Origin of the sequence: Bacillus sp. HSf4 (assembly GCF_029537375.1) — a bacterium.
Taxonomy (GTDB): Bacteria; Bacillota; Bacilli; order Bacillales; family Bacillaceae; genus Bacillus; species Bacillus sonorensis_A.
The window spans coordinates 1,132,679-1,146,835 of sequence record NZ_CP120679.1; the positions used below are offsets into that span (position 1 = coordinate 1,132,679).

The window sequence follows — 14,157 nt, forward strand, 5'->3', positions numbered from 1 at the left end:
CTACTTACGATATTTTTTAGGAGTAAATTTTTGTTTTGAAATTCTTTTGGCAAGACGTAAGGAATTTTCTAGGCTTGCAATTAGCAACTCTTTGTCTTCTTCATCCATATCGTCAAGAGTTTGGCCGTCAAATGCGGCATAACCGTTCTTGCCTTCTAACCCTTCTATAATTTTTTGTAGCTCTTTCTGTATATCTCTTTCATCTTTTTCTGTAAGTTCCGGCTCAAAGTTTTCCTTTTCTGTTCTGCCGAGAAGGTAATCAACTGAGACGTTAAAATAATCAGCTACTTTTTGAACTTTGTCTATACCTGGAGTTTTTTCATCCCATCTTCTAATTGTTCCATTTGATAATTTGGTCTTCCTTTCAAGTTCAGCCAAAGATATTTTATGCTCTTTTGCCAACTTTTTTATCCTTTCAACTATTGTCATATCAACCATCCTTAAATGAGCCTATGACAAAAATTAAACTTTATGCTATTTTTGTGTTGACAATTAGCATATAGTTTATTAAACTGTGTTCATAAGCTACTTATTTAGCTTTCAGGACACTACAAACTAAAGCCTAAGACCACGTTCCCCAACGTAAAAGGCTGTAATTGTAGGGTTTATTCGCTATGCTTAGATATTAGCATATATCCTATTTTTCAGTCAACAAAAAGCTAAATAATTAGCAAAAAATATATAGGAGGTGTTTTCTGTGGAATTGGATTTCGGAAAAAGGGTTAAGACCTGGTTAATAATTAACGGTATGCAGCAGAAAGAATTAGCTGAAATGCTAAACATTTCAGGTCCCTATCTCTCCGACATTTTACACGGTAAAAGAGAAGGCAAAAAGGTCAGGGAGAAAATTGTCAAGATCCTAGACATGAAGGAGGTTTCTTGAAAAATGACGGTTGGGAAAATCGAGATCACAGAGGACAAGGTTCGTAAGTTAAAGCCCATTTTTGAAAGCATTGTTTCCCGAAAATATGGTAAAGACATCAGATTCAGAACGTTAACAGTGGGCGGGATAACGGTAAATGATCATTCAGTAAAAAAAGTGGGGAGGTGAGAAAAATGAAGATCAAAACAAAAGAATGGCTTTCATTAAGTAAGGCGGAGCGTTTCATGAAGATTTATCAAGCATTTGTGAAAGCGAAATTGATGTCCTGATTGTGAGTACTTCGTGAATTTCTTGAAAGGTGGTGAGGGTAATGTGTGGCAAACAACAGAACAAAAAGAAAGATTGGTTGTACAGACGTTTTGAAGTAACAGATCAAGAAACCTTGGCGGAAGCTGAATCTTTGATCGAAAGAAAACAGATTGACCGCCAAGATTTAATGTTATTGTTGAAAACTTATAAAATCAGGAATACTTAACAATCATTTCATCTAAAACTGATTTTAATTCTTGTACTGATTTAATGTGTGAAACTGATTCGATAGGTTTTACAGTAGGTTTATTCATCCAAATCGAAACTGATACATTGAAAATTCGGTCTGCGTTATCTATCTCGCCGATTTGAATTTCATAACCATTTCCTAAGTCGCGGTAAATATTGTTCCATAGGTCAATACGTTTGATTTCATATTCTGAACCAAGGTCAGCTAGAACGGATTTGATTTTTACACCTGGCTTTTTAGTTTCAAATATCATTTGTTTCCCCCCCTATCCTACAGGGACATTATACCAAAAAAGGAGGAGCGAAAATGTTTAACCCTTATGACTTCTATATTACGCCGGAAGAATTTGCACAAGCAGAAGCAAACGGAATATGCAAGGACACTCTTATCTGGCGAATACGTAGGCAAGGTTGGAGCAAACAGCGAGCATTAACCGAACCGATTCAGTTCCAAGATAGAGATAAATTTTCAGCGATCTGGGATAAATGGGGAAAGCTTGCTGAAGAAAATGGCGTCTCAAGATCCGTGTTTCGCTATAGGTTAAGACGCGGTTGGACTGAAGAAAAGGCAGCTACGACACCAAAAATAGACCGAAATGAACATATGAAAAGAATGTGCGAACTTTCACCAAGAACGAAACGCCGTAAATTCTCAGAAGATCTTGTCAGGTTAGCTGAATCGAACGGTGTCAGTTATAGAACTCTACAAAGCCGTGTAAAAAAACTTGGTTGGGATCCATATACCGCGGCTACCACACCTGTTATGTCGCCTCAGGAGAGGCAGCGGCAAGGGAATCAAGCTTTTAGAAAAAAATACGGGCCTAATCCTAACGGTATTTTCTTTCTAAAAAGAGAGGGGGTACAGGCATGAACCTAAACCGATTTCTAAAAGCTGACCGTGAAAAGGCGGAAAGGCTGTTCATTTCAACGCGAGATCTTATTTCTGAACTGCCTGCCGCGATCGAGGAACATGATTTTGAAGGATGTGTAGAAATTGCGGCGACAATCATTTCAAATTGCAAGGACCTTCAACGGATGGAACATCCAGAACAAGTCGTCCAGCTCAGTGAAATAGTGTCCAACCTCGCAAGCAGAGGGATTAATGTTTCAACTGTAAGGAGGGCGTATCAATGAACATCGAACATCCAATTGTTACAGAGATCAACCGTTACGGCTATCCTTTGGAGTATTTGCAGGCTGAGGGCGATGATGACCAAGACGATGAGGACAAATAAAAAAGCCGCCTTGGCAGAGGCGACAATTAAACTAAATACCTAACAACATCATTTTAAATGGTGTTTAATACAAAATCAATACAGGAGGTATATACATGAATCCATTACAGGCATTTGAATTAAGTGAAATTTCAAATAAAAATGAAGCGCCGCAGGAGAGCCGTCCACAGTTTGAGATTACGGACATGAATAGTCTAAATTGGGCGTTCCGGAAAATTGCTGCTTTAAAGACACAGGAAAAAGAAATCAAGGCTTTGGCGGCAACCGAAAGGCAGCGCATCGATGAATGGGAAACCCAGGAACTTAAACCTGTCGCGGACAATCTGGCTTTCTTTGAAAACCTGGTCAGCGTTTATCACTCAAAGCAGCTCGAGCAGGATCCGAAAGCAAAAACACTTTCCACACCTTACGGTAAGTCAAAAAGCCGCGCAATTAAAGAGCAGCCTAAGCCAGCCGATAAGGACCAGCTTCTCAAGCATGTCAAAGAAGCTGAACTCACTGAATTTATCAAAGAAGATGTCAAATGGGGCGACTTTAAAAAATCTCTGTCCATCAAAGAGGTTGACGGCAAAAAGGTTGTCGTTGATGAAAATGGACAAGCTGTGCCGGGGGTAGAAATAGAACCAGCCTCCACCAGCTTCAAAGTGGAGGTGTGATAGATGTTTCAAGTCACAAACGCGCAGCGTGAAAAGGAAAAGGCAATTGTCGGCTTTATCGGGCCGAGTGGATCCGGAAAGACTGCCGGCGCCCTGCTTGTTGCTTACGGAATGATGCGGGAAGCATACCCAGAAGCAAGCGATGAGGAAGTCTGGTCAAAGATTGGTGTTGTGGATACTGAGCACCGCCGCGCCAAACTGTATGCAAACTTGCAATTTGATGATGTGCGGATCGGGAGTTTTAAACATATTGATTTTACGCCGCCTTACACAACAGAACGCTATCAAATGGCTGTGGAGGCTATCAAGAACGCCGGGGCCGAGGTGGTCGTGATCGATTCGCTTTCCCACAACTGGCAAGGGGAAGGCGGGATAGTAGAAAAACACGGGAGCATGTCCGGCAACTCATTTCAAAATTGGGGCAAGCTTGCGCCTGAAACAACCAAATTGATTAAGACCTTAACGCAAAACGATGTCCACATCTTGGCGACATTGAGAACAAAAACGGAGTATGTGGTTGAACCGGATGAAAACGGAAAGATGGCACCGCGCAAGGTCGGAACCAAGCCTGTGCAGAAGGATGAAATGGAATATGAATTCATGCTGAATTTCAATATCAGTATCGATCATATGGCGGAAACATCCAAAGACAATACACGCATGTTTGAAGGTTCTTCTTTTAAACTCAATCCAGAAGTCGGCCGCAAGCTTTACCAATGGCTTGAGCTCGGCATTGACGTGAAGGCAGAGGAAGAAGCTGAACGTATCCGTTTGATTGAGGAAATTAAAGCGATTGTTTCCGGCAACGAAGCAGCCGCACAGATGGTTGAAGAATTTCAGATCAAAGCCAATAAAAAACTTGATCAATGGAATAAAAAGCTTGCGACGGCCGCCCTTGAGAGATTAAAGGCTGCAGGAGGTGATCAAAATGAAGCTTGAGGAAATTCGCCAACGTGTTGCTGCGGCAACGGCTGGGCCGTGGTCACCAAATAGTGATATCAACTATGACCGAGGGAAAGCAAGATTAATTTGGGGGCCGAAAGGGCCGGGCTACGGTTCAATTGCCGCGGTGCAGGTAGATTATCCAAATATACCAAGAGAAAACGATTGTATTTTTATTGCTAACGCTCGTCAAGACATCCCCTGGTTAATTTCGGAGATTGATAGATTAAACATCGGTATCGATAGTGTGCTTTATGACCTAAGAAATGAAGACATTACAGATCCTAATGTAATTGCGTCTATAGCTGAAAATCTTGCAGCAGTTTTAAACGGAAAATAAAGAATGGAGGAATTAGATATGTTCACAGTAGACCACAGCAAAGGTGAAGCTTTTGAACCTATTAAACCAGGAGAATATGAGGCAACAGTTATCAATTTTGAGGAGAAAACAGCGGCTGCATCCGGAAATAAAAGGCTTGTCGTAGACTATGAAATCCGTTCTGACGTTGAGCAGCCATGTCAGGGTCAAAAAATCCTATACGATAACTTCACGGTTACAGACAATGCAATGTGGAGATTTCATCAAGCATCAAAGGCCGCGGGTTTTCCAAACGGAATGAAATTTAAAGATCATATCGAATGGGCCAATGCATTCCTGAATAAACCGGTTCGCCTGGTTGTCGGAGAACGAGAGCACAACGGCAAAAAATATCCGGAAGTCAAAGCGTTTAAGCCGTCTGAGGCGATGGCACCGGAAGCAGCTCCAGTTAACATCAGTGACGATGATGTACCGTTTTGATCATAAAATACACATTTGAGGGAGTGGATAGCTCCCTCGTTTTTAAAGGGGAGTTATCACATGTACGAATTTAAGAACATACCGCAAGAGCTAAAAAACGCCCCTCAGTGGATTTTATGGCGTTCCGAAGAACGTGACGGTAAGAAAACAAAAGTGCCGTACCAGATTGACGGCAGCATGGCTCAATCCAGTAATAAAAGAACCTGGTCGACATTCCCGACCGTTTTGAAATTTTATAACGATCGAGATTATGACGGGATCGGCTTCATGTTTTCAAAAGATGATCCGTTCATCGGCATAGACATAGATCATTGTGTGGAGGACGGTGTCTTGTCCCCGTTTGCTGAGGAAATTGTTCAGGCGATTAGCAGTTACACCGAATATTCACCCAGCGGCAAAGGAGTCCACATCATCACAAAAGGTAAGATCCCATTGCGCGGGCCGGGCACAGGGAGAAAAAATCCTGAACTTGGACTGGAAGTATACCGCCACGGCCGCTATTTCACCTTTACCGGTAATAGTCTCGGGATCGGGGCCGTTGAAGAACGAACAGACGAGCTCAAAGAGCTGTTCGAAAAATATTTGAAGGACAAAAAAGAAGAATCGAAACCGTCCACCCCGCCCGCTGTTTCATCCAAAGATATGAGCAATCTCTCCAATAAGGAGATATGGGAAAGGATGTTCAACAGCAAGAACGGGAAGAGCATTCAGGATCTGTTTAACGGTCATCTGATAAACGATGATCACTCGGCCACAGATATGGCTTTGTGTAATCACTTGGCATTCTGGACGGATAAGGATCCCGCAAAAATGGATTCCATGTTTCGCGAATCGGGTTTGTTCCGGGAGAAATGGGATCGACAGCATTCATCTGACGGCGCTACATATGGAGACATGACCATTGCCGCGGCCGTTTATTCAACTCATACCACAATTTCTAATTTGCTGGAAGAGCAGCAGGAACAGCCGTATGAGGTGTACATTTCTCATTCCGATAATTCTCAAGTTGAGGATACAGAAGAGATCATTGACACCCCGCCGGTCTTTCATTTAACGGAGCTTGGCAACGCTGAGCGAATTGTCTACTATCACGGAAAGAATATCCGATACTGTAACGAGCTTGACTGGCTGATCTGGAACGGCAAGCGATGGGAAGAAGACAGCAAACGAAAAATTGAAGCCATCACTGCTAAGACATTACGGGCGTTGTACGGCGAGGCCAAGGCCACAGAAGACAAATTCCGAAAAAAACAGCTCAATGATTGGGCGAAGAAATGCGAGCGCCGCAATATACGGATGAACACCATTTTAGATGTTCGGCCAATGGTTTCAGTGCGGAAACAGGAACTGGATTCCCACAAATATCTTTTCAATTGCGATAACGGTGTGATTGATCTGAAAACAGGAGAACTTCTGCCGCATGATCGGGATCTGCTTTTTACAAAAATATCTCCTGTCTCTTATCAACCGGACGCCGACTGTCCGAACTGGAAAGCTTTCTTGGAAAGTATTTTTATAGATGACCAGGGCGAGCCAAACTATGAAATTATTGATTTCATGCAGAAGGCAATTGGCTATTCGCTGACCGGGGACACCACAGAACAGGTTATGTTCTTTCTATTTGGGAACGGTCGGAATGGTAAATCAACCTTTATCAATACTGTTCAGCACCTGTTCGGGGACTATGGGCGGCAGACAAACAGCGACACCTTCATAAAGAAGAAAAATGACAGTGCCATAAACAATGACATTGCGAGGTTGGACGGCGCCCGGTTTGTGTCGGCTGTCGAGAGTGAAGAGGGACAGCAGCTGTCTGAATCGTTGGTGAAGCAGATCACCGGTGGCGAAAAGATGTCAGCGCGTTTTCTACGTCAGGAATACTTTGAGTTTACACCGGAATTTAAAGTCTTCTTTACCACAAACCATAAACCGATCGTTAAAGGCAGCGATGAGGGGATTTGGCGCCGGATCCGGCTGATTCCTTTTACTGTCACAATTCCAAAAGAAAAAGTAGACAAGAAGCTGCCGCAGAAACTGGCTGCGGAAATGCCAGGGGTCCTGCGGTGGGCTATTGAGGGCTGCTTGAAGTGGCAGAAGGAAGGCCTGGGAGAACCGGAAGCGATCAGGAAGGCAACGGAAGGCTACCGGGAGGATATGGACATTCTCGGTCCGTATATGGAAGAAAGATGTATCCAGCATCCGACCGCAAAGGTAGAAGCAAAGGAGCTTTATAAGGATTACAAGGACTGGTGCTTTGAAAATGACGAAATTGAACTGAAGAACCGGGCATTTTATCGACAAATGGAAATCCGCGGCTTTAAGAAATATCGCGGAAATTATAACAAAAATTATTTTGATGGGATCGGTTTAATAAAAGAGAACCGAGATTTGCATAAACAATTAAATCTTTTTAAACAGGGTCAGAGCCCATCGGGTATAAAAAGTAACAAAAGTAACGTCACAAGCATCCAGAGAAAAAAGCTATAAACGTTGATACAACAGGGGTTTTGAGGGTTTTGTTAAAATATGGTGTTACTTTTGTTACTTAAATCCCCTGTTCCATCTACTGAAAAAAATAAATAAAAAATAAATATATATATATTCTATATACCTTTATATATAAAAATGAGTAACAAAAGTAACAAAAAGGGCTCAATCCCTTGGGAGAGTAAGGACGATCAGTGTTACTTAAAAAGTAACAAAAGTAACAGCAAGGCGGGTGATTATTTTGCATCCAAAACAAATTTGTGATGACCTTGCCTTTTTGGGATCACCTTTAGTTCTGGACGGGGATGACCTTTATATTGAGAATCCGGAGAATGTATATCCAGAACTTGTGGAATTTGTTCAGTCACATAAAAAACGGATCATCCAGTTCTTAAAAGGTGAATACTCAATGCAGGATCATAAAATCAAACAAACTATTGATAAAATCATCAATTATTTTATGGGCATAGATCAAGAAATGAATCCAAAAATAGACGACTGGTTCAATCATGAGTGGGATGCGGCAACTAAAGCCGCGAGATTGCTTGTTCTATTTTGGGAGAACGGCTGGAGAGATCTGAACAGCTCCGTTTCGAATTTTGAGGATGAAGAAACGGACAAACTCTCTTTAGAAATCTATGAAAGTGCCATGTCGTACTTTAAGGGGAAGAAAGCATGACGATTATTCATTACAATTATTCGGATACTGAAATGAAAAATATTCTCGACAGCATGATCATTATTGTGGATACGAGGGAGCAGAAGAACCAGCATGTTCTTGACTATCTCCGCAAAAAGAACGTATCTATTAAATTCAAAGGGATGAAGACGGGTGACTATTCCGCCATGATCCCGAAAAACGAGGAATACGGGATCACCCGGGACATGTATTTGAACGCCGCTATCGAACGGAAAAACGGAGTTGATGAGCTGGTTCAATCCATTAAAGACCGTTCCCGGTTTGAAAATGAATTGATTCGTGCAGCCAAACACCCTTTCACTCTTCTTGTGGAGGATCTGGAAGGCTACCAAAAAATATTAAACGGAAAATATCGCTCACAATATAAGCCGCAATCTTTGCTTGGCAGCTTAAAAACATTTGAAGTCCGTTACAATTTCTCAACGGTTTTTATTAACCCGAGCGCGACCGGAAACTATATCTATCACCATTTTCATTATATGGCCCGGGAGCTGTTAAAGGGGGGCCTTGTGTGAATGAATTAATGAAGGCCCTTTATTGTGAAAGGAAAAAGGACGAACTTAAAGCGCGGCTGCTTAAAATGGGATTTTTTAAAACGCCTGACGGTCGGCAGCTGTACGAGCTTTCATTGACTGAATTAGACGAAATATTCAAAAAGAAATTGATTGAAAGGGGAAAATGACCATGGCATTTGTAGGGTTTGAAGAATCACAAGAGGTGCGGCAGCTGGCCGAAAGTTTAATCGATAAGCATCTTGTAAGCGCCACGGGCTCCAGAAGGTGAGGAAATGAGCGAATTTAGGATCTGCCTGGATGCAAACCTGAACAAGTGCTGGAAGGTGGCTGCCTTAAAGTATCAGTCCTTACTTGCTCTCACTACAAAGGATGACGATTGGCAACACGATGTGTGCAGCCAACTTGGAGAAGTGTCTGTGGATTTCCATTGATGGGTCACAGCAGGGAAGGGACAAGAAAATAAGCCATCCTGAAAAGATGGCTAGTCTCTAGCTTTTCAATCTTTCAATAGTAGCTGATACAAATTTCTGTACTGAAGATATCTTTTTCTGTTTCTCTTTTTGATGAATTTTTTCATCGAGAATTAATTCAATCGCGAGTTGCACATTGGGGAATAGATCAAGGCATTCTTTTTCAGTTAGCTCATGTATACCTTTACTTAAAATTGCATACAGCTGTCTATTTTGAACAAGGAATTCTGGTAAATAATTTTTAAGCAGCTTAATTTTTTCATCCATTTTTGAACGATCAAAAATGCTGTTGTCCCATTGGGACTCTTGGGATGCCGCAGTTTGCCTGGCTTCTTCAATTAGATTTTCAAAGATTCTGCGAAGGTAAACAAATGAACCGGCACCAATTTCTTGGGAATTCAGTCGTATTGCCTTTGAAAAATCCCGATAGTCGTCATTTAAGATTTTTCGATATTTATCAATTTTATGTAATTGAAGGTCAGCAAGGGACGGATATTGCCCGATCTTAGTCACTTTATTACCGCGAATAAGTAGCGACAAATAGAATAGATGGTCTCCGTCTCTTTGACATTGAAATAATAAGTCTATGGGATCGTCAACTTTTATCCTATCTAGAAAATTTATTGGGCCGTGCTCAGGTGGATATACCGGAAAATACCCTCTCTGTGAATGAAATTTAAATGTAGACTCTTTTTTGCATTCAATACAGTAGGAATCAAATTGAAACTTTTTGGGAGCCTTCATATAAGCTTCAAATTGATCAGCGTTTTCTTCATTGATGATGAAAGGTTGATATAAACCTAATTGTAATGCTAAATAATCTGACGTTATCTCGTTACACAAACCAAAACAACTCCATTCTATTTTTTATCATAATTTTACCACGAAAGTAGGTGATTGGTGTGGGAGTCATTGACGATATCGGATTCACCCCCGCTCAGTATCGGGAATTGAAAATGACAATGACAGATATGGAGATCGCTTAGGATCAGGAACTATTAGAAGAATTGCACATGCAAAAAGCATGAACGATCTCAATTATTTAGTGGAGATTTTGATACAAAAATTTTTAATAACCACAAGATCAGATAATGCGGTCGGAACCGTGAAGGGGGAAGCTATGATTTATCTAATTATAGGAATCGTCATTCTGGCCACTCCATTCATCTGGATGGAGATTGTGGAAAGACGGATCCAGGAATGGGAAAAAGAAAAATGAACGAAGGGAGGGAAAGGATGTCAAAAGAACAGCTATCTTTTCTCGATGATGTGGACGAAAAGGCAGTCCGCAAAATAGTCATCAAAGAGTTGAAAAATTATCGTGCGCTCAAAGTCCAATTAGAGAATAAAAAAGAATGTTCGTCTGCCGGCATTAACATTTTCCCTTCCCTCCGGGATTCATTTACCGTTAATGAACTCAAAGTCAAGCAGATGGAACGGGCTTTACAAAACAGTTTGGACGATGAAGAACGTTTAATTATCGAAAAGAAATACCTGACGGCTGCCAGGGTGAAAGATATTCATATTTATATGGATTTGGGTTTAAAGAAAAACACTTATTATGAACTGAAAAAGAGGGCGATTTGCCGCCTAGCTACAGCACTCGGAATCATCTGAGTGCTTTTTTATTTGGACAAAAAGTAAACATTTTGGGGTACAAAAAGGGAGACAAAAAAGGAGACTATTTATTTTTGATTTATCGATAAGATTTACTTATCAAGAAATAACGGGAGACGCACCAATCCCTTATCAAGGTGAATTCGGATACTCAAATTAAGGTGATGAAGAATGAGGCCAAACGGGAGGAACATTCTGAGCCGGATCGCGCTAGTCTTGCGGCTTTGGTATCGGGAGATTTGTAATCAGTATGTTTTTTGGACATGCCGTCTTACTATACTTGGCTTCCTCCCGGAGTGTGTGTAAGACGCATATTTTAAAAGCGTTTAGCGTAAGGGGAGTGATAACGAAAAAGAGGATACCAGTTATACAATACTGATACCTCTTTCTAATTGTTTATCCTTTTGGAGGAAATGGATCATTGCCGTAACTGTCTCGAGCTCTTATTTTTCCATCTTCCCCATGGATAATTAATTCAGAACCTTGATTACGGGCAACTTCTCGGCCAGCAGCAATTGCATCTTTTTGAGTCTTGTGAACAGATGATGCTTTTTTATTGCCTTCGCCCTTAACCTGCCAACCATTTGGATGTTTTGTAATATGTTGATTAGCCATTTAATCACCTCCATTCTATTAAAATTATAAATCAAAAGTCCTGGATGAATGGCAGATATTTAATCTCTGAAGTCTGAAATCGTTCGACAAATTTCGTGAATTATTCCATTAAGATAAAAGGACAGTCCAAGAATGGACTCACGAGCGCGAAGCTATGAAATATATCTCAAATCAGAGGTATGACAGAAAAATGATTTTGGCACAATTCTGGCACAACGTTGGCACTCTGTTTTTGTTTAGATCGAGTATTATGGTATTAAGCGAGTAGACAAGTTTATTTTTTGTGATTTATTGCATAAAATAAAATACATCGAGAATTACCCCTTTTTTCAAGAGGTATCCTGAAGGATGCTTCTTGTTTTTTGAATGAATTCGAATAGACAAGCTGCAAATATGGATCGAAATCATAATTATAAATATATATTTCTCTCCTTTCAGTTTAAGTATCCTTAAAAAAATTTTGAGGATACTTTTTTTGGTTTTAGGCTGTGGATAGTACGTGATCGGACAAATATGGGTGATTGTAATGGTACATGTATACACTGTTTATCATAGTTTGATAATGAATATGATAAATGAATGAAAGGGGAGCTTAGTCATGTTTCATTGCAAACCAAATGTGATGCCGCCAATTGTACACCCGACTAATTGTTGTCAAACTCATACTTTTTCAAAAACAATTGTGCCGCATATTCATCCGCAGCATATAACAAGTGTGCATCATAAGCACTTCCAGCATGTCCATCAATATCCACACACTTATTCTAGTTACGATCCGGTTACACACTCTCATACTCATTGCGGCAAACCTTGTTGTAACTAGTGGGATTTAACAATGTCTGTATGGTTTACAGTGCATCTTCATCTTTAGCACCCAAATGAAGGGTGCTTTTTATGTTCTCTGTAAACCGGGTCCAGTGAATCTCAGAATAAACGATTGGCGGCCAATGAGAGCCTCTGAGTGTGGGCCCGGTTTAGAAAGAATATATCCAGTCATAAATAAAAATCTTTCGACAAATTTTGCGAAAGGTTTTCTTATATTTTTCTTTCACCGATAATAAGGTGGGAGTGAGGAATTGTGGATAGAAAAAAATCAAAACTCAATTGGGACTTTGTTTTTTTGTTTATACTGTTTTCTCTCATATTAGTTGATCTTTTAATTTTTGCAGGCGTAATCAAATCTTTTTTTGGTAAAATTGATACAACATTATATTCTGCCTGTATTGCCTTTATCGGCGCAATCATTGGAGGAGGCATAACATATTATGGGGTCAAGAAAACAATTAAAGCTAACGAAGATTTAAATTACAAAAATGAGCTTCCTGAAAAAATTCTTTCTATTGAAGAAGTAATAAATAATGTTAGAGAAGTATATGAGAAACAGATTCCTATAATGAAGATTAGAATTCGAGAAGAAGGGAGGGCATTTTTTTATATTGGAAAAAAAGATGGAGAAGTAAGACTAATAGTAGGATCATTATATAATCCTCTTATGAGAGAGAATTTAGATGGTTATAAAAATAAACTAATTTTTGTTGATGGGGAAGCCTTTAAGATTTTTTTAGATTTTAAGGAGAAACTTCAAAATATTGAATGGTATTCTCGTGAAGCAGAAGATTTAGTTTTTGATTATGCTAAATTTGAATATCCAGATTTAGAAAATGCAATTAATAATAATGAACCAACAGCTGAACATGAAAAGAGATTAGGTAATTTGGAAAAAAGTATTTCCGACCTTGAAAGTAGGTTTAAAAATGAGTTAATTCAGTTATATAAAGAATTTCATTATCAATTGGTTTCAAAACAAACTCGATTGCTAGACCAGCTAAGGGGTCCTCTTTATTAAGAGGTCCCTTTTTTATATAGATACAAAAGAGTGTTCAGATCACCAATAATGACCCAAACCTCATTAGGGAGATGGTATAGATGGAATCAAAATGTAAGCATTGCGGAGACGTTCACGGGGCTTTATTGCGGGAGGAAAAAAGGGAGAATGGCGTTGAAATTGGGTATATTCAATGCCCCGCCTGCCAGCGCAGGGCAGTGTTCTCCGTGACCACCCCACAAATTAGAGTCCTACAAAAGCGTATTAGAGGTGTAAAGAACCAATATGCGAAAGCCAAGAGGCTAAAGAAAGCCGAGCGTCTTTTGACAGAGTATTTCAACTTAAAAGAGCGTATAGGCCTACTTATGCAGCCTTTAGTCGAGCAAGCAAATGAAGAGCTGAACCAATAAGTGTTTGACACTGAAGGAGGATTATAATGCCGCCTAAACCATTAAGGGAGTGTAAGGCCCATGGATGCAAGGCTCTTACCCGAGAAGGCTACTGCCCTGACCATAAGCACGTCAAGCAGGAGGAAACGAAACATTACAACAAACATTCAAGAAACAAAACAATAACAAGTTTTTATAAATCAACTGAATGGAAACGAACAAGAGAACTTGTTTTGCTTCGAGACAATCGTCTTTGTCAGCGATGCTTGAGAGAACACCGTTTCACGCCTGCTGACATGGTTCATCATATTGTGGAGGTAAAGCAGGACTGGTCCAAGCGTTTAGACCTTTCGAATCTCGAAAGCCTCTGCAATGCCTGCCATAACAAGGTTCACGGCGATCAGAACAAGCCGATTAAGTAGGGGTACCCCCCTATGAAAATCCTTGGAAAGCAACCGCCGCGGGAACGGCGCCCCCTCTTCTGCAAACAAACACCGCTTTTCAAAGTTCCCGAAAACAAAAAGAA

General features: G+C 40.4%; 22 protein-coding genes. 18 read left to right on the plus strand and 4 right to left on the minus strand.

Annotated elements, in window-relative coordinates; all coding sequences use genetic code 11:
- The gene (locus P3X63_RS05755; RefSeq protein ID WP_026587142.1) at positions 1-429 is read right to left on the minus strand and encodes a helix-turn-helix domain-containing protein; all 429 of its coding nucleotides are present in this window, start codon (positions 427-429) and stop codon (positions 1-3) included.
- Between the two features lie 268 nt (positions 430-697).
- Between P3X63_RS05755 and P3X63_RS05760 the strand changes: the two genes are divergently transcribed.
- On the plus strand, positions 698-883 hold the full coding sequence (locus tag P3X63_RS05760) for a helix-turn-helix domain-containing protein (protein WP_026587143.1): 186 nt from the start codon (positions 698-700) through the stop codon (positions 881-883).
- Positions 884-1,193: 310 nt separating this feature from the next.
- Positions 1,194-1,358, plus strand: coding sequence for a hypothetical protein (locus tag P3X63_RS05765; RefSeq protein WP_017474700.1), 165 nt, complete (start codon positions 1,194-1,196; stop codon positions 1,356-1,358).
- Here the strand turns inward: P3X63_RS05765 and P3X63_RS05770 are convergent.
- Positions 1,345-1,635, minus strand: coding sequence for a hypothetical protein (locus P3X63_RS05770; RefSeq protein WP_277692582.1), 291 nt, complete (start codon positions 1,633-1,635; stop codon positions 1,345-1,347). The genes P3X63_RS05765 and P3X63_RS05770 overlap by 14 nt on opposite strands.
- 53 nt (positions 1,636-1,688) lie before the next feature.
- On the opposite strand from P3X63_RS05770, the gene P3X63_RS05775 reads away from it, so the two are divergent.
- The 11 genes from P3X63_RS05775 to P3X63_RS22810 all read left to right on the plus strand — a co-directional run bounded on the left by P3X63_RS05775 (position 1,689) and on the right by P3X63_RS22810 (position 9,146).
- Positions 1,689-2,252: a hypothetical protein gene (locus P3X63_RS05775; RefSeq protein WP_277692583.1), complete on the plus strand. Its 564-nt coding sequence runs from the start codon at positions 1,689-1,691 to the stop codon at positions 2,250-2,252.
- Positions 2,249-2,515 (plus strand): YqaH family protein, encoded by a 267-nt coding sequence (locus tag P3X63_RS05780; RefSeq protein ID WP_077736770.1) that lies wholly within the window; start codon positions 2,249-2,251, stop codon positions 2,513-2,515. The genes P3X63_RS05775 and P3X63_RS05780 overlap by 4 nt, the downstream gene beginning before the upstream one ends.
- Positions 2,516-2,711: 196 nt before the next feature.
- Positions 2,712-3,272 (plus strand): host-nuclease inhibitor Gam family protein, encoded by a 561-nt coding sequence (locus tag P3X63_RS05785; RefSeq protein WP_277692584.1) that lies wholly within the window; start codon positions 2,712-2,714, stop codon positions 3,270-3,272.
- A 3-nt stretch (positions 3,273-3,275) separates the two neighbouring features.
- Positions 3,276-4,211, plus strand: coding sequence for an AAA family ATPase (locus P3X63_RS05790; protein WP_277692585.1), 936 nt, complete (start codon positions 3,276-3,278; stop codon positions 4,209-4,211).
- Positions 4,201-4,554 carry a hypothetical protein gene (locus P3X63_RS05795; protein WP_277692586.1) on the plus strand — a complete coding sequence of 118 codons (354 nt, stop codon included), beginning with the start codon at positions 4,201-4,203 and terminating at the stop codon, positions 4,552-4,554. The genes P3X63_RS05790 and P3X63_RS05795 overlap by 11 nt, the downstream gene beginning before the upstream one ends.
- An 18-nt stretch (positions 4,555-4,572) precedes the next feature.
- The gene (locus P3X63_RS05800; RefSeq protein WP_106070655.1) at positions 4,573-5,013 is read left to right on the plus strand and encodes a DUF669 domain-containing protein; all 441 of its coding nucleotides are present in this window, start codon (positions 4,573-4,575) and stop codon (positions 5,011-5,013) included.
- A 60-nt stretch (positions 5,014-5,073) separates the two neighbouring features.
- Complete coding sequence (locus tag P3X63_RS05805) at positions 5,074-7,500, plus strand: phage/plasmid primase, P4 family (protein WP_106070656.1); 2,427 nt, start codon at positions 5,074-5,076, stop codon at positions 7,498-7,500.
- 241 nt (positions 7,501-7,741) lie between these two features.
- Positions 7,742-8,179 carry a hypothetical protein gene (locus tag P3X63_RS05810; protein WP_106070657.1) on the plus strand — a complete coding sequence of 146 codons (438 nt, stop codon included), beginning with the start codon at positions 7,742-7,744 and terminating at the stop codon, positions 8,177-8,179.
- Entirely contained in the window at positions 8,176-8,715 is a 540-nt protein-coding gene (locus P3X63_RS05815; protein ID WP_073425508.1) for an ERCC4 domain-containing protein, read from the plus strand. Before P3X63_RS05810 ends, P3X63_RS05815 begins: the two co-directional genes overlap by 4 nt.
- Positions 8,712-8,882 carry a Fur-regulated basic protein FbpA gene (locus P3X63_RS05820; RefSeq protein ID WP_003185375.1) on the plus strand — a complete coding sequence of 57 codons (171 nt, stop codon included), beginning with the start codon at positions 8,712-8,714 and terminating at the stop codon, positions 8,880-8,882. The genes P3X63_RS05815 and P3X63_RS05820 overlap by 4 nt, the downstream gene beginning before the upstream one ends.
- A 105-nt stretch (positions 8,883-8,987) precedes the next feature.
- Positions 8,988-9,146, plus strand: a complete 159-nt coding sequence (locus P3X63_RS22810) for a DUF7667 family protein (RefSeq protein ID WP_457851280.1) — start codon at positions 8,988-8,990, stop codon at positions 9,144-9,146.
- A 57-nt stretch (positions 9,147-9,203) separates the two neighbouring features.
- On the opposite strand, the gene P3X63_RS05825 is transcribed toward P3X63_RS22810, so the two are convergent.
- Positions 9,204-10,028, minus strand: coding sequence for a short-chain dehydrogenase (locus tag P3X63_RS05825; protein ID WP_106070658.1), 825 nt, complete (start codon positions 10,026-10,028; stop codon positions 9,204-9,206).
- A gap of 393 nt (positions 10,029-10,421) precedes the next feature.
- On the opposite strand from P3X63_RS05825, the gene P3X63_RS05830 reads away from it, so the two are divergent.
- Complete coding sequence (locus P3X63_RS05830) at positions 10,422-10,802, plus strand: ArpU family phage packaging/lysis transcriptional regulator (protein WP_035338266.1); 381 nt, start codon at positions 10,422-10,424, stop codon at positions 10,800-10,802.
- 396 nt (positions 10,803-11,198) lie between these two features.
- Here P3X63_RS05830 and P3X63_RS05835 read toward each other — a convergent pair whose 3' ends face one another.
- On the minus strand, positions 11,199-11,417 hold the full coding sequence (locus P3X63_RS05835; protein ID WP_035338268.1) for a DUF2188 domain-containing protein: 219 nt from the start codon (positions 11,415-11,417) through the stop codon (positions 11,199-11,201).
- Between the two features lie 598 nt (positions 11,418-12,015).
- Between P3X63_RS05835 and P3X63_RS05840 the strand changes: the two genes are divergently transcribed.
- From P3X63_RS05840 to P3X63_RS05855, 4 genes are all read left to right on the plus strand, one after another.
- Complete coding sequence (locus P3X63_RS05840) at positions 12,016-12,240, plus strand: CotD family spore coat protein (RefSeq protein ID WP_080736642.1); 225 nt, start codon at positions 12,016-12,018, stop codon at positions 12,238-12,240.
- A 255-nt stretch (positions 12,241-12,495) separates the two neighbouring features.
- A complete protein-coding gene (locus P3X63_RS05845) occupies positions 12,496-13,263 on the plus strand; it encodes a hypothetical protein (RefSeq protein WP_035338270.1) in 768 nt (255 codons plus the stop codon).
- Positions 13,264-13,343: 80 nt separating this feature from the next.
- Positions 13,344-13,652: a hypothetical protein gene (locus tag P3X63_RS05850; protein ID WP_035338272.1), complete on the plus strand. Its 309-nt coding sequence runs from the start codon at positions 13,344-13,346 to the stop codon at positions 13,650-13,652.
- A 26-nt stretch (positions 13,653-13,678) separates the two neighbouring features.
- Complete coding sequence (locus tag P3X63_RS05855; protein ID WP_106070660.1) at positions 13,679-14,053, plus strand: HNH endonuclease; 375 nt, start codon at positions 13,679-13,681, stop codon at positions 14,051-14,053.
- Positions 14,054-14,157: the final 104 nt, after the last annotated feature.

Coding starts and splice junctions, on each gene's coding strand:
- P3X63_RS05755 (WP_026587142.1), bottom strand. CDS start 429: ATGACAATAGTTGAAAGGATAAAAAAGTTGGCAAAAGAGCATAAAATA.
- P3X63_RS05765 (WP_017474700.1), top strand. CDS start 1,194: ATGTGTGGCAAACAACAGAACAAAAAGAAAGATTGGTTGTACAGACGT.
- P3X63_RS05770 (WP_277692582.1), bottom strand. CDS start 1,635: ATGATATTTGAAACTAAAAAGCCAGGTGTAAAAATCAAATCCGTTCTA.
- P3X63_RS05775 (WP_277692583.1), top strand. CDS start 1,689: ATGTTTAACCCTTATGACTTCTATATTACGCCGGAAGAATTTGCACAA.
- P3X63_RS05780 (WP_077736770.1), top strand. CDS start 2,249: ATGAACCTAAACCGATTTCTAAAAGCTGACCGTGAAAAGGCGGAAAGG.
- P3X63_RS05785 (WP_277692584.1), top strand. CDS start 2,712: ATGAATCCATTACAGGCATTTGAATTAAGTGAAATTTCAAATAAAAAT.
- P3X63_RS05790 (WP_277692585.1), top strand. CDS start 3,276: ATGTTTCAAGTCACAAACGCGCAGCGTGAAAAGGAAAAGGCAATTGTC.
- P3X63_RS05795 (WP_277692586.1), top strand. CDS start 4,201: ATGAAGCTTGAGGAAATTCGCCAACGTGTTGCTGCGGCAACGGCTGGG.
- P3X63_RS05800 (WP_106070655.1), top strand. CDS start 4,573: ATGTTCACAGTAGACCACAGCAAAGGTGAAGCTTTTGAACCTATTAAA.
- P3X63_RS05805 (WP_106070656.1), top strand. CDS start 5,074: ATGTACGAATTTAAGAACATACCGCAAGAGCTAAAAAACGCCCCTCAG.
- P3X63_RS05815 (WP_073425508.1), top strand. CDS start 8,176: ATGACGATTATTCATTACAATTATTCGGATACTGAAATGAAAAATATT.
- P3X63_RS22810 (WP_457851280.1), top strand. CDS start 8,988: ATGAGCGAATTTAGGATCTGCCTGGATGCAAACCTGAACAAGTGCTGG.
- P3X63_RS05830 (WP_035338266.1), top strand. CDS start 10,422: ATGTCAAAAGAACAGCTATCTTTTCTCGATGATGTGGACGAAAAGGCA.
- P3X63_RS05835 (WP_035338268.1), bottom strand. CDS start 11,417: ATGGCTAATCAACATATTACAAAACATCCAAATGGTTGGCAGGTTAAG.
- P3X63_RS05840 (WP_080736642.1), top strand. CDS start 12,016: ATGTTTCATTGCAAACCAAATGTGATGCCGCCAATTGTACACCCGACT.
- P3X63_RS05850 (WP_035338272.1), top strand. CDS start 13,344: ATGGAATCAAAATGTAAGCATTGCGGAGACGTTCACGGGGCTTTATTG.
- P3X63_RS05855 (WP_106070660.1), top strand. CDS start 13,679: ATGCCGCCTAAACCATTAAGGGAGTGTAAGGCCCATGGATGCAAGGCT.